The organism is Lysobacter niastensis, from assembly GCF_015453285.1.
Classification (GTDB): Bacteria; Pseudomonadota; Gammaproteobacteria; order Xanthomonadales; family Xanthomonadaceae; genus Lysobacter_J; species Lysobacter_J niastensis.
Map to the genome: position 1 here is coordinate 234,851 of NZ_JADLZT010000002.1, position 13,209 is coordinate 248,059.

Annotated in this window: 8 protein-coding genes; 1 reads left to right on the plus strand and 7 read right to left on the minus strand. The window is 68.9% G+C overall.

The features are described 5' to 3' along the window. Positions 1-24 precede the first annotated feature (24 nt). On the plus strand, positions 25-1,512 hold the full coding sequence (locus IU514_RS03835) for an AAA family ATPase (protein WP_194929752.1): 1,488 nt from the start codon (positions 25-27) through the stop codon (positions 1,510-1,512). Here IU514_RS03835 and IU514_RS03840 read toward each other — a convergent pair. The 7 genes from IU514_RS03840 to IU514_RS03870 form a co-directional block, all read right to left on the minus strand. Then, a complete protein-coding gene (locus IU514_RS03840) occupies positions 1,509-3,131 on the minus strand; it encodes a putative 2OG-Fe(II) oxygenase (RefSeq protein ID WP_228760498.1) in 1,623 nt (540 codons plus the stop codon). The genes IU514_RS03835 and IU514_RS03840 overlap by 4 nt on opposite strands. Positions 3,132-3,133: 2 nt before the next feature. Beyond that, on the minus strand, positions 3,134-3,856 hold the full coding sequence (locus IU514_RS03845) for a 2OG-Fe(II) oxygenase (protein WP_194929754.1): 723 nt from the start codon (positions 3,854-3,856) through the stop codon (positions 3,134-3,136). A 3-nt stretch (positions 3,857-3,859) separates the two neighbouring features. Then, on the minus strand, positions 3,860-5,575 hold the full coding sequence (ggt, locus tag IU514_RS03850) for a gamma-glutamyltransferase (RefSeq protein WP_194929755.1): 1,716 nt from the start codon (positions 5,573-5,575) through the stop codon (positions 3,860-3,862). A 75-nt stretch (positions 5,576-5,650) separates the two neighbouring features. After that, positions 5,651-8,539 carry an ATP-binding protein gene (locus tag IU514_RS03855; RefSeq protein WP_194929756.1) on the minus strand — a complete coding sequence of 963 codons (2,889 nt, stop codon included), beginning with the start codon at positions 8,537-8,539 and terminating at the stop codon, positions 5,651-5,653. 8 nt (positions 8,540-8,547) lie between these two features. Next, positions 8,548-9,744, minus strand: coding sequence for an EAL domain-containing response regulator (locus tag IU514_RS03860; protein ID WP_194929757.1), 1,197 nt, complete (start codon positions 9,742-9,744; stop codon positions 8,548-8,550). Between the two features lie 193 nt (positions 9,745-9,937). Further along, positions 9,938-10,567, minus strand: a complete 630-nt coding sequence (locus IU514_RS03865; protein WP_194929758.1) for a tetratricopeptide repeat protein — start codon at positions 10,565-10,567, stop codon at positions 9,938-9,940. A gap of 158 nt (positions 10,568-10,725) precedes the next feature. Further along, positions 10,726-13,089 (minus strand): family 20 glycosylhydrolase, encoded by a 2,364-nt coding sequence (locus tag IU514_RS03870; RefSeq protein ID WP_194929759.1) that lies wholly within the window; start codon positions 13,087-13,089, stop codon positions 10,726-10,728. Between the last annotated feature and the right edge of the window lie 120 nt (positions 13,090-13,209).

Genomic DNA, 13,209 nt, shown 5'->3' on the forward strand with positions numbered 1-13,209 from the left:
TGTCCGACACGGATGCCCGGCCCCATGAGTGAACTGCAGGACCTGACGGCGCTGATCCGCGCCAACACTCCGCTCATCGTCATCGAGACCCGCGACGAGGCGCGTGTGGTCGAGCTGTTCCGCCAAGCGCTGATGCACGTGTGGCGCGCCCTGCACCGCTGGTCGATCACCGAGGGCCTGCGCCGCATCGACCTCGACCGCGAGGACGAAGCGGATGTCGCGCCGGACGCGACCACCACGCTGCAGTCCATCCGCGATGCCACCCAGCGCGGCATCTACCTGCTGCTCGATTTCCACCCCTACTTGGGCTACGCCAGCACGCAGCGCATGCTGCGCGACATCCTCCAGCGCCGCGACTGCCAGCCGCATGTGCTGGTGCTGGTCGGACACAAGGTGGAGCTGCCGCCGGAACTCGATTCGCTGGCCGTGCGCTACACGCCGCGGATGCCCGACGCCAATGCCCTGCTCAAGCTGGTGCGCGAGGAAGCGGAAAACTACGCCCGCGAGAACGGCGGACGGCGTGTGGAGGTCGATGGCGAAGCAGTGCAGCAGATCGTGCGCAACCTGCGCGGGCTGGACCCGATCGACGCGCGCCGGATCGCGCGCCACCTGATCTTCGACGACGGTGCGCTCGGGCCGTCCGACCTGCCGCAACTGGCCAAGCTGAAGTTCGAGCTGCTCAACCGCAGCGGCCACCTGCATTACGAGTACGACAGCGCGCGCATGGACGACGTCGCCGGTGCACGCAGGTTCAAGCGCTGGATCGAGCAGCGCCGCGCGGTGTTCGTCAGCGGCGAAGCGCCGGCCGGCCTCGATCCGCCCAAGGGCGTGCTGCTGCTGGGCGTGCAGGGCTGCGGCAAGTCGATGCTGGCCAAGGCGGTCGCCGCCGGTTTCGGCGTGCCGCTGGTGCGGCTCGACTTCGGCACGCTCTACGACAAGTTCCACGGCGAGACCGAAAGGAACCTGCGCGCGGCGCTGGGCTCGGCCGAACAGCTGGAGCCCTGCGTGCTGTGGATCGACGAGATCGAGAAAGGCCTGGCCGGTGACGGCGGCGACAGCGACGGGGGCGTGTCGCGCCGCGTGCTGGGCTACCTGCTGACCTGGATGGCGGAGCGGAAGTCGCGCGTGTTCCTGGTCGCCACCGCCAACCAGATCGACGCGCTGCCGCCGGAGCTGCTGCGCAAGGGTCGCTTCGACGAGATCTTCTTCGTGGACTTGCCAGCAGGCGACGCCCGCGAACAACTGTTCGCGCTGCACCTGAAAAAGCGTGCGCTGGATCCGGCGCGATTCGACCTGCCGGCATTGGCCGCCGCCAGCGAAGGCTTTTCCGGCGCCGAGATCGAACAGGCCATCGTCGCCGCACTCTACGCCGCGCATGCGGCGCAGACCCCGCTCGGCGATTTCACGCTGCGTGCCGAACTGAAGCAGACGCGGCCGTTGTCGGTGCTGATGGGCGAGCAGGTGCAGGCGTTGCGCGAATGGGCGCTATCGCGAACGGTGCCCGCGGACTAGATCGCCGCCAGATCGAACGAGACGCTGATGCGCTCGCCCGCACCGTGATACGGCAGCGTGCGGTGGAACAGGTAGGACGGAAACAACAGCAGCGTACCGACGTGCGGACGGACGCGATGCAGCGCGTCGGGCCAGAACGGCAGGTTGGCGTACGGACGTCCGAACTCGATCCAGCCTGCATGGCCCGGATCGTCGTCGCGGATCGCCGCGGGCAGTTCGACGTAGTAGGCGCCCGACAGCCACGAGTCCTCGTGGATGTGCGTGTCGATGTAGCCCTGCTCGGCAGCCTGCGTCGCCCACACGTGCAGACGGTACCGCTGCGGTACGTTGCGCAGGAACAGGTCGTCGCGCGCCGCGGCCGATTCGCGGCAGCGTGCGATGAAGGCGTCGATCGTCTCGCGCAGGCGCTGTTCGAATCCGATGATCGCCTCGGTGCGGTCGGCCAGCAGGTCGCCGCTGAGATAGGCCTTTCTTGCCGCCAATCCGGCGGGCTCCCAGCGCTGCTGGCTGTGGCGGCGGATGTCGCCGGCGAGCGCCGCGTGGAAGGCATCTGCACTGGCGAAGCCGGGTGGCGCTGGCAACTCGATCGCATGCACATGGCGATGCAGGCCGAGCCGTTCGCTGGCACCGCGCACGTCGCCGGACGCGGCCAGCGCCAGGCCGAGATGGGCAATCGCGCGCTGGTCGGCCGGCCGGTCCTGCAGCATGGCATCGAGCGCATGCTCCGCCGCAGCCGGCTGGCGGTCGTGCAACAACGCGATGCCGTGCTGGCGTCGCAGTTCGGGCGTCACCACGCCGGACGACAGCGCGCGCTCGTAGGTCGCGACGGCCTGCGCGGCATCGCCGTTGAGCAGCAGCTGCTCGCCGAGCGTATCGACGTTGTCCGGGTCGCGCGGTGCCAGCTGCACGGCGCGCAGCGCATGCTCCTGCGCGCGTTGCGACTGGCCGAGCTTGCGCAACAGGATCGCGGCGTTGCGGTGCGCATCGGCCATCTGCGGATCGAGCTGCAACGCGCGTTCGGCGAAACGCAGGCCCTCCTGCAGCGATTCGCGATCGAACAGGTTCGACAGCAGCGCTGCCAGCGCCTGGTGTGCGCTTGCGTCGGGCCGCAACTGCAGCGCGTTTCGCGCCGCCGCGATCGCCTGCGGGTAGTCCTGCAGGCGGCCGTGCGCCGCGGCTAGATTGTTCCAGGCCTCGATCCAGCGTGGATCGCATTGCGTGGCCGCGGCGAATCCGGTCACGGCGTCGTCGAACTCGCCGGCGACGAAGGCGGCGGTGGCGAAGCGGAAGGCCGCGCGCGCCTCCCCGGGCAGCGCCTGCATCGCGATGCGCAAGTGCGGGAGCGCCGCAGCGGCGTCACCCGCCTGGAGGAGCACCGTGCCGAGATCCAGCCGTGCGGCGGCATCGCCGGCGCGCAACGCCACCGACCGTTCGAGTGCGTCGCGGCATCCGCCCACGTCGCCCAGCGCCTGCCTGGCCATGGCGAGCATGCGCCACGCGTCGAACGTGTCCGGCGCCTCGTGCAACAGCGCTTCGCATTCGGCACGAGCCTGCTGTGGCTGGTTCTGCTGCAGCGCCGTCCAGGCCCGTGCCAGCCGTTGCCTGAGATCGGCCGGCATCGTCACGTCAGGAACCAGCCGGTGATGGCGAGGCGGTCATGCTGCGCCCAGGGCGCCACCATCGACACCGTGTGTCCGGCCGGTACGGCGAACAGCGACAGCGTGTTCCAGCGCGGCAGGAACGTGTCGGCCACCTGGCCGTCCTTGTCGATGAACTGCAGCAGCCCGCCCCAATCCGCCTCCCATTCGCGGCTGAGGTTGAGCACGTACGCGTACAGGCGCCCTTCGCTCAGCTCCTCGTCGGTGTGGAAGCGCAGGAAATGCCCGGGACGGTAGCGCGTGGCCTGCGCGTTGACGCGGCGGATGCGCGCATCGCCAGTCAGTGCGCGCACGAAGGCGATGTAGTCGGGCGAGTTGAACAGCTCCAGCACGCGATGCAGCACCAGCCCGGGATCGCGTCCCTCCTGGTAGGCCGTAACCATCATGTAGCTGTCATAGGCGAAGCGGAACTCGCCCTGGCCGGTCAGGGCATTGAGACGGGCGCCCGCCGCGGTCTGCGCCAGCAGCGCAGCACGGATGCCTTCGTCCATCGCCGCGTAGGTGTCATGGCCGATCGTGCGCGCGCCGGATCCATCGCGAAGCGCGAGCGTCCATGGGACCTCGCGCTCGAGGCAATCACGCAATCGTTCCGCCGCGGCAGGCTGCAGGTAGTCCGCGATCTGCACGCGACCATCGCGCTGCAGCCGCTCGCGCCAGAAGGCGGGATCGATGCGCTCGCTGATCATCGGTCAGTAACCGGCGGCCTGCCCGTCCTTGCGCGACTCGCTGGCGCCGACGTAGCCGCCGTTCGGGTTGACCATGATCGCCTGGTAGCCGCCGTAGGGGCCGTCCGCGAAGCGCACGCTGTGGCCCTTGCGCATCAGCGCGCGCACGGTCTCGTACGGATAGCCGGATTCCAGATCGAGCTCGCCGCCGTCGCTCATCGCCTTCGCCTGGCCGTCCGGCTCGGTCGAACCGTCGTGCTGGATGCGCGGCGCGTCGCCGGCTTCCTGCAGGTTCATGCCGAAGTCGATCAGGTTCATCAGGATCTGTGCGTGGCCCTGCGGCTGCATCGCACCGCCCATCACGCCGAAGCTGAGCCACGGCTGGCCGGACTTGGTGACGAAGGCCGGGATGATGGTGTGGAACGGACGCTTGCCCGGCGCGAAGGAGTTGGGATGGCCCTCCTTCAGAACGAACTGCTCGCCGCGGTCCTGGAAGATGAAGCCCAGGCCCGGGGGCGCCATGCCGCTGCCCATGCCGCGGTAGTTGGACTGGATCAGCGAGACCATCATCCCGTCTGCATCGGCGACGGTCATGTAGATCGTGTCGCCTTCGTTGAGCTGCGGGATCACGCCCGGCTCGACCGCCTTGGCGGCGCGGTCCATCGAGATCAGCTTGCCGCGCTCGCGCGCGTATTCCTTCGACACCAGCTTCGCCACCGGCGTCCTGTAGAAATCCGGATCGGCGTAGGACGCGGCGCGGTCGGCGAAGGCGAGCTTCTTGGCCTCGGTGAACAGGTGCACGTGTTCGGGGCTGCCGAAGCCGTACTTCTTCAGGTCGTAGGGTTCGAGCAGGTTGAGGATCTGCAGCGCGGCGATGCCCTGGCCGTTCGGCGGCAGCTCCCACACGTCGTAGCCGCGATAGTTGGTGCTGACCGGCTCGACCCATTCGCCGGTGTGGGCGGCCATGTCCTCGTAGCTGAGGAAGCCGCCGTTGGCCTTGAAGTAGGCGTCGATCGTGCGGGCGATGTCGCCCTTGTAGAACGCGTCGCGGCCGCCCTGGGCGATCTTCTCCAGCGTGTTGGCGAGGTTCGGGTTCTTCCACATCTCGCCGGTGCGCGGGCCACGTCGCTTGCCGTCGCCATCACCGGCGACGGTGAACTGCTCGGTGAAGCCCGGCCATTTCGACAGCGTCGGCACACTGCGATCCCAGTAATAGGCGATCACTTCATGCACCGGATGGCCTTCGCGGGCGTAGCGGATCGCCGGAGCGAGGTCGTCGGCGATGGGCTTGCGGCCGAAGCGGCCGTGCAATGCGAACCAGGCATCGACCGCGCCCGGCACCGTCACCGGCAGCGGGCCGTGCGGCGGGATTTCAGTCAGGCTGCGGCGCTGGAACTCGGCCAGCGACAGCGACTTCGGCGAACGGCCGGAACCGTTGTAGCCATAGAGCTTCTTCGACTTCGGATCCCAGACGATCGCGAACAGGTCGCCGCCGACGCCGTTGCCGGTCGGCTCCATCAGTCCGAGCGCGGCATTGGCCGCGATCGCGGCGTCGACCGCGCTGCCGCCCTGCTTCATCACGTCGAGCGCGATCTGCGTGGCCAGCGGATGCGAGGTCGCGGCGATGGCATGCGGGGCATAGACCTCGCTGCGGGTTGCGAACGGCTTGCCGGTGATGCGGTCGGCACACATGGCGGTCAGGGGCAGGGTGAGAAGAACGGCGGCGAACAGCGATCGCATTGACTCGGGTTCCGCAAAGGTAAACCCGCATCCTAGCGCGAGGCTGCGGGCCGATGCCCCCGCCGGTGGTCACGCTCAGGACGCCTGGCGTTCCATCCACTGCCGTACGCGCGCAGCCGCCGCTTCGAGATCCTCGGCCAACTCCGGTACCGCGTCCCAGCTGCCCTTGCGTCCGGCCGCCTCCAGCGCGCTGGCGGCCTCGGCCAGCTGCATCGTGCCGACCAGGCGCGCGGCGCCTTTGATCTTGTGTGCCTGACGGGAGATTTCGCTCAGGTCGGCCTTCGCCAGCGCCTTGCGCAGCATCGCCAGGTCCTGCGCCATGGCGCCGATGAAGTCATCCATGACCGCGCGCGTTTCTTCCGGCGAGCCTCCGGTGAGTGCGGCGAGCTGCGTTTCGTCCAGCACCTGCGATGCCGCCGATGGTGGAGCCTCCGCGATCGCCGCCGTGTCCGGTTCCGTTGCGGCGGTATGCGGCAGCCAGCGATGCAGGCAGGCGGCCAGCTCCAGCACCGGGACCGGCTTGAACAGGCAGTCGTCCATGCCGGCGGCCAGGCACCGCTCGGCCTCGCCCTTCATCGCCGAGGCGGTCAGCGCGACGATCGGCGTATGCGGCCGGTTCTGCTGCGCCTCGATCGCGCGGATCCTACCCGCCAGCTGGTAGCCGTCGAGCCCGGGCATGTGCACGTCGGTCAGCACCAGCGCGTAGCGGCCGCTGCGCCAGAGCTCCAGCCCGGTCGGTCCATCCTCCGCGGTCTCGCAGGCGAATCCGGCCAGCGCCAATTGCCGCGAGATCACCATGCGATTGGTGGGATGGTCGTCTATCAGCAGCAGCAGCGTCCCGGCCGATTCGGCTTCGGCCACGCTGGGGGCGGTACGCTCCGGCAACGGTGGGGCGTGCGTGGCGTCTTGCGTCACCTGCACCTCTTCGCGCGGCGCGTGTGGCAGGCGCAGGGTCAGGCGGATGGCAGTGCCGCGCCCGGGCGCGCTGTCCATGTCGATGTTGCCGCCCATCAGCTCGGCCAGGCGCCGGCAGATCGCCAGTCCGAGGCCGGTCCCGCCGTAGCGCCGGGTGGTGTCGCTGTCCGCCTGCGAGAACGGTTCGAACAATCGCAGCCGCTGCTCCGGAGTGATGCCGATGCCGGTGTCGCGCACGCTCAGGCGCAACAGGTCGCTGCCGGCCTGGGCGTCCGGTTCGCCGACCCGCTCCAGCGTCACGTCGACGCGGCCGCGTTCGGTGAACTTGATCGCGTTCGACAGGAAGTTGGCCAGGATCTGCCGCAGCCGCAGCGGGTCGACGCGGTAGGCCGGCGCCAATCGCGCGCCGATGTTGGTTTCCAGCACCAGACCCTTGCTCGATGCCGCACCGGCATAGCTGGCGGTCACGTCGCGCACCAGCTGGCCCAGTTCGATGGCAGCCGGAGCGAGTTCCAGTCGGCCGGCCTCGATCTTCGAGAAGTCCAGGATGTCGCCGATGATGCGCAGCAGCGCCTCGGCCGAGGCTTGGATCACGTGGAGCGCGCTGCGCTGCTCGTGGTCCAGCCGGCTGTGCGACAGCACTTCGACCATGCCGGTGACGCCGATCATCGGCGTGCGGATCTCGTGGCTCATCGTCGCCAGGAAGGACGACTTGGCCTCGCTGGCCGCACGTGCCCGCAACTCGCTTTCCCGCAGGTCGCGCTCCAGCTGTTTTTGTTCGGTCAGGTCGATAGCGACGGCGATCACGCCAGCCTGGCGTCCGCGCTCGTCCTGGAACGCCGACAAGGCCATCCATACCGGTACCGGGTCCCCGTCCTTGCGCACCAGGCGCCATTCGGCCGGCGCCTGGCGCAACGCCGCGAGCTCGAACACCGCATGCCAGTCCGGCGGCACGCGGCGGCCCAGCGCGGACTCGAGCATCGACACGGTCGCCTCGATCTGCCCCGCGGTGGCCAGCGGTGGCGCATCGTCCGGCAGCGGCGGATCGTTGTAGCGCATGAACTTGCCCAGCACCTCGTCGGCACGCCAGCCCAGCAGCTGTTCGGCGAACGGGTTGAACACGATCCACCGCCCCTGGTCGTCGATCGCCATGACCGCGGCCTGCGCCGCCGACAGCAGCGAGCTCAGGAAATGCTCGCGGCGCTCGAGCTCGCCGCGCACGCGCTCGTTGCTGGCCAGTTGCTCGGTCAACTCGATTTCGAACGCGCGTACCTCGCTGCGCATGCGAATGAAGCCTTCCATCACCTGGCCCAGCTCCCCATGCGGCCGGTACGAGGGTTCGGCGGTGTACTCGTGGCGGCGCATGCTTTCGGCCAGGCCCGCCAGGCTTTCGATGCCGCGATAGGCGTTGCGCAGGATGTGGTTCGCGACCAGGGCGACGATCAGCAGCGTCAGCGCGGACAGTGCAATGCGAAACGCGCTGAACCGCTCCTGCCGCGACAGGTTGCGCTGCACCACCTGCTCCGCTTCCACCAGTTGCTGGTCGGACAGTTGCTTGAGGCTGTCGATGACCGGGTCGACTGCGGGATACAGGCGGTCGTTGGCGAATACCTGGAGGGCTTCCGTGTCGCGCGAGGCGAGGATGCGGCGCAGTTCCCCGGCGGCAGCGTCGGCACGCTCGCGCGAGCGCTGCGCCTGCGCGAACAGGATCTGCTCGGCCGGTGCGCGCGGCATCCGCTCCAGCTCGTGCCAGGTGGTGTCGATGCGCTTTGTCGCGGCGTCGAGCGTGACGAGACCGCGATCCCACGTCATCAATCCGCTGCGGACACGGAAGGTCGTGTCGACCACGTCCAGGCCGTAGGCGTCGGACACGATGCTGATCCTGCGCAGGGTCAGCAGCGCATCGTCCTTCACCGCATGCAACGCCTGCCGGCTGCGCGACTGTCCGATCTCGTCGAGCACGACCACGCAGATGCCGGTGAACAGGAACAGCGCGAACACGGCCCAGACCTTGCGCCGGAAACTCCACTCGGTGATGTGCAGGTTCATCCTGCCGCTCACATCTCCGGACTTCGCCAGCGCGAGACCACGCCGGTGAGTTCAGTGCCGATGACCGGCGCCGAGATCAGGTAGCCCTGCGCCATGCCGCAGTCCATCTCGGCCAGCATCTGCCATTCGTCCAGCGTTTCCACGCCTTCGGCGACGACCTCGAGTTCCAGCTTGCGGGCAAGGTCGAGGCTGGCTTCGATGACGGCACGCTTGCGCGGCTGGTCGCGCGCGCCGGCGACGAAGCCCTGGTCGATCTTCAGTTCGGTGAAAGGAATCTGCGACAGCTGCGCCAGCGAGGAATAGCCTGTGCCGAAGTCGTCGATCGACAGACCGAAGCCCTTCAGGCGCAGTCGCGCCAGCACGCTCAGGCCGCTCGCCGCATCGGACATCACCGAACTCTCGGTGAGTTCGAGCACGACTTCGCCGGGGTCCACGCCCTGCGATTCCACGATCTTCTGGTAGCGATCGGCAGCGCCCGCATCGGTCAATGTCGATGGCGAGACGTTGACGGAAAGGTTCAGGTGCAGGCCCTGATCGTCCCAGTCGTGCTTCCACCGGCACGCATGCGTGAGGATGTGGTCGGTCAGCGTGTCGACCAGGCCCTCGCGTTCCACCACCGGGATGAAGCGCGATGGCTGCACCATCGTTCCATCAGGACGGCGCCAGCGCGCCAGTGCCTCCACGCCGACCACCTTGCCGCTGCCGAACCGCGCCTGCGGCTGGAACCACGGCATGATCTCGCCGGCGGTCAACGCCTCGCGCACCGTGGCGACGGCGACCTCGATCGCACTGTCGACCGGAAGCTCCTCGACGCGATCATCGAAGGCGGCCAGTGCGTGCGCCAGCTTGTCGCGCGTCAGCGGTTTCTCGACGCAGCCCAGCACGTGCAGGCCGTAGGCACGAGCCATCGTCTGCACCGCGATCAGCAGCGCCGGATCGAGCGCGCTGACCACCAGCACCGAACGCGCCAGCTGGCTCTTGGAGAGGCGGCCGATGAACTCGATGCCGTCCATGCCGGGCATGTCGAGATCGACCATGACGACGTCGACCGGCGCGCTGCGCCGCTCGAGCTGATACAGGGCACTGCCGCCATCGGCAGCCTGGCCGATCTGCGAGACGCCCAGCTCCGACAGCAGCCGCATTGCCATGCGGCGCTGGAAGCCGTGGTCCTCGACCACCATGACGCTGAGTGTCGACGTGGACATCCGTTCACCGTTGCGGGTGCGCGGTATGACAGTCCGTGGCGCCAACGCGCCGGGACCATTCCCCCGCGTGGCACGGCCACTCTAGCCGCGTGCGATCTACAACGGCAACGGCGCCGACGGGCGGTCGCGATGAACGCGCCCGTCGTTAAGGCCTGTTAACGCCGGGACAAGTCCTGGCGCCGTAACAATCGCATCAAGGCCAGGCTGGCGGATTCTCCGCCCAGGCGGCATGCACTTCCGTGAGCGAAGCACGCTCGTCATCGCGCCAGGCCGGCAGCAGCTGTGCGAAACGATCGGCCGACCGCCATTGCTGCGGTTCGCTGCGCACGGCGGCGCCGTACCACTGCACGGCCTCTTCCTTGCGGCCCAGCGTCCACAGCGCCAGCGCGAACGTCGGCGGCATCCACGAGGCGGTCACGCCACGCGTGGTCAGCAGCTTGCGCCACTGGTCCAACGCCGCGGCATCGTCGCCCGAGCGGTACAGGTCCCAGCCGTAGTTCCACACCACGGCACGCCAGACGCCATCGCTGCTGTCGATGCCGGACAGCGCGCGCGCGTAGAGCTGGCGGCCGAGATCGACACGCCCCGCTTCCATCGCCAGATGCGCAAGCTGCGCGGCGGCGTTGTCGGCGTTGTTGTCGCGCTCGACCATCTTGGCGAGCTTCTGCATCGCAGCTTCGCCGGTCTCCTTCACCGCGACCACGGGCCGGGTCGCGTTCGAATCGGCGTCGAAATAGAACTCCGCCGGCTTCGGCAGCGACTGCGACTGCGCGGTACCGGCCACGGCGAGCAGCGCCGCGAACAAAAGGCTGTGCTTGAACATTGGTGAATCCCCCTGTGCCACGAGCCCAATGCTACCGCTTCAGGCCTTGCCTGGCATGGCCGCTCGCGGGTGCGGAGCGGCCGTCGATGCCGTCCCGCCCCGGGCCGCTCCCCAACGGCCCGGGACGGTGCGGCGGCCCGCGAGGGCCAACCGTTGGATCAGTTCGCCCCGGTGACTTCCGCCTTGGGGAGCAGGGTCACCTGGTCGATGACCCACATCGGGTTGTACTCGCCGCTGGCGAAGGTGAAGCAGAGGTCGTGGCGCCCGGTCTGCGGAGGCAGCGCCGCCTGCAGCACCGTCAGTCCGTCGGACTTGCGCGCCGGCGCCAGCGGCAGCGTCGCCACCGGAGCACCCTCGCAGCCGTCGACGCGGACCTCGAGCGCGCCACCCTCGACCTTGGCCGGGCGCGTGACCACCAGCCGCGCGTCCTTCCACAGCTGGAAGTTGTGCGGCAGCTGGCCGACGCGGACCTCCAGCGTGGCGATGCCGTCGAGTTCGGCGCCGTCGTAGACCCAGCACGGGTCGAAGACGTCGGCCAGCAGGAGGGAACGCTCGCCGCCAGGCTGGGCCGGGGCATCGTCCTCCATGCGCAGGGCCAGACCCTTCTTGCATGAACGCAGCGCGTGGCTGCCGCGCGCACGGAGGTTGTGCGCATCGACATTGAAGCTGCGCGTGGCCGCAAGTGGCACGCCATCGGCGAAGGCGTTGGCCTTGATCGTGGCCGGCAGCGGCACCGTCAGCGGCTGCGTGTATGCCTGGGATGCCGGCGTCGGCTCGCTGCCGTCGGTGGTGTAGCGCAACTCGCCGAACCCGGTCTGGTTGGCCAGTGTGACGGTGGCGCCAGCCGCCGCCGGCTGCGCTGCGAAGCGCACGGCAAACGCGCTGTCGGCGGCATGGAAACCTGTCGAGCGGTAGCGCGCCATCTCGGCCGGCATGCGCTTCAGGAAATCATTCCAGTCGTGGCGCGCGGCCGGCGTCCAGGTGTTCTCGGCCAGCGCAGCGGCACGCGGGAACAACGCACGCTGCACGCGGTCGTTGGTGCGCTGGTGCTCGGTCCACAGGTTGGCCTGCGCGCCGAGCACGTGGTGCACCTGGGCCTGGTCGATCTGCGGCGGAATGACCGGGTATTCGTAGACGCTCTTCAGCGCGAACACGTCGAGGCGACCCGGCGTTTCGTCGGCGGCATCGCTCTGGATGTGGTCGAAGTAGAGGTCGGGCGCCGGCGCGAGCACCACGTCGTGGCCTGCGCGCGTGGCTTCGATCGCTCCCTGCGTGCCGCGCCACGACATCACCGTCGCATCGGCGGGCGGCCCGCCTTCGAGGATCTCGTCCCAGCCAATCAGGCGGCGGCCCTTGGATTCGATGTATTTGCCGAGGCGACCCATGAACCAGCTCTGCAGCTGCATGTCGTCCTTCAGGCCGAGCGCTTTGCGCTTGGCCTGCACGGCGGCGGACTGCTGCCACTGATCCTTGGCGGCTTCGTCGCCGCCGAGGTGGATGTACTTCGACGGGAACAGCTCCATCATTTCGCCGAGCACGTTCTCGAGGAAGGTGAAGGTGCTGTCGTCGACGTTGAACAGCCAGGTGTGCACGCCCCAGTCAGGAGACACCGGCGGCGCCTTGCCGGTCACGCCGAGCTGCGGATACGCCGCGATCGCGGCCTGAGCGTGGCCGGGCAGGTCGAGCTCCGGCACCACGGTGATGTAGCGCTGCGCCGCGTACTGCACGACGTCGCGGATCTCGTCCTGCGTGTAGAACGCGCAGTACGGCTTGGGCTGGCCTTTCTCGTCTCGTCCTGCCGCGCCGGCGGGAATGCGGCATCCACCGACTTCCGTCAGCTTCGGGTACTGGCGGATCTGGATGCGCCAGCCCTGGTCGTCGGTCAGGTGCCAATGGAAGGTGTTGAGCTTGTGCAGCGCCATCTGGTCGAGCAGCGCCTTCACCTCGTCGACGCTGCGGAAGTGGCGCGCGACGTCGAGCATCAACCCGCGCCAGACGAAGCGCGGCGCGTCGTCGATGCGCTGCGCGGCGATGCGGGCGTCGCCGCGACCGCCGTCGGCGGTGGCGAGCTGCCACAGCGTCACCGCGCCGTAGAACAGTCCGGCCGGCGCACGCGCACTGATCGTGGCGCCCTGCGCGGTGATGTCGAGCGTGTAGGCCTCGTCGCTGGCGAAAGACGCCTTCGGGTCGAGATTGAAGCGGATCGCGCCGTCGCCGCCGGCGGTGCCGATCTGCGGCTGCAGGCCGCGCGCCTGCTGCAGGCGCGTGGCGAAATCGCGCGCGATGCGGGTGACCTCGGCGTCGCCACCCGGCACCTGCAGGTGCGTGGCAGCGCCCAGCACGAACTCGCCGGAGCGCGGCTCGACCTTGGCCGGACGCGGGATCACCGGCGTCGCCATGACAGGCCCTGCGGTTGCCGGCGCGGCGGACGCTGCGCTGGCCGCCTGCGGACCCTGGCATGCACACAGGAGGGCGGTCAGCAATGCCGCGCCGGTGGAAGCGATGACGCTTTGCGGTTTCATCAAGGGCCTCGTCACGGGATCGGAGCCCGGCACGCGCCGGGCCAAAACAGGCGGGCCCGGAATGACCGGGCCCGCCTTACCTCACTACGTTACTGCACCGTCATCCGCGATCAGAAGTTG

What these genes read in the sequence shown, in the direction of transcription:
- IU514_RS03835 (WP_194929752.1), top strand. Translation starts at nt 25, where the DNA reads ATGAGTGAACTGCAGGACCTGACGGCGCTGATCCGCGCCAACACTCCG.
- IU514_RS03840 (WP_228760498.1), bottom strand. Translation starts at nt 3,131, where the DNA reads ATGCCGGCCGATCTCAGGCAACGGCTGGCACGGGCCTGGACGGCGCTG.
- IU514_RS03845 (WP_194929754.1), bottom strand. Translation starts at nt 3,856, where the DNA reads ATGATCAGCGAGCGCATCGATCCCGCCTTCTGGCGCGAGCGGCTGCAG.
- ggt (WP_194929755.1), bottom strand. Translation starts at nt 5,575, where the DNA reads ATGCGATCGCTGTTCGCCGCCGTTCTTCTCACCCTGCCCCTGACCGCC.
- IU514_RS03855 (WP_194929756.1), bottom strand. Translation starts at nt 8,539, where the DNA reads ATGAACCTGCACATCACCGAGTGGAGTTTCCGGCGCAAGGTCTGGGCC.
- IU514_RS03860 (WP_194929757.1), bottom strand. Translation starts at nt 9,744, where the DNA reads ATGTCCACGTCGACACTCAGCGTCATGGTGGTCGAGGACCACGGCTTC.
- IU514_RS03865 (WP_194929758.1), bottom strand. Translation starts at nt 10,567, where the DNA reads ATGTTCAAGCACAGCCTTTTGTTCGCGGCGCTGCTCGCCGTGGCCGGT.
- IU514_RS03870 (WP_194929759.1), bottom strand. Translation starts at nt 13,089, where the DNA reads ATGAAACCGCAAAGCGTCATCGCTTCCACCGGCGCGGCATTGCTGACC.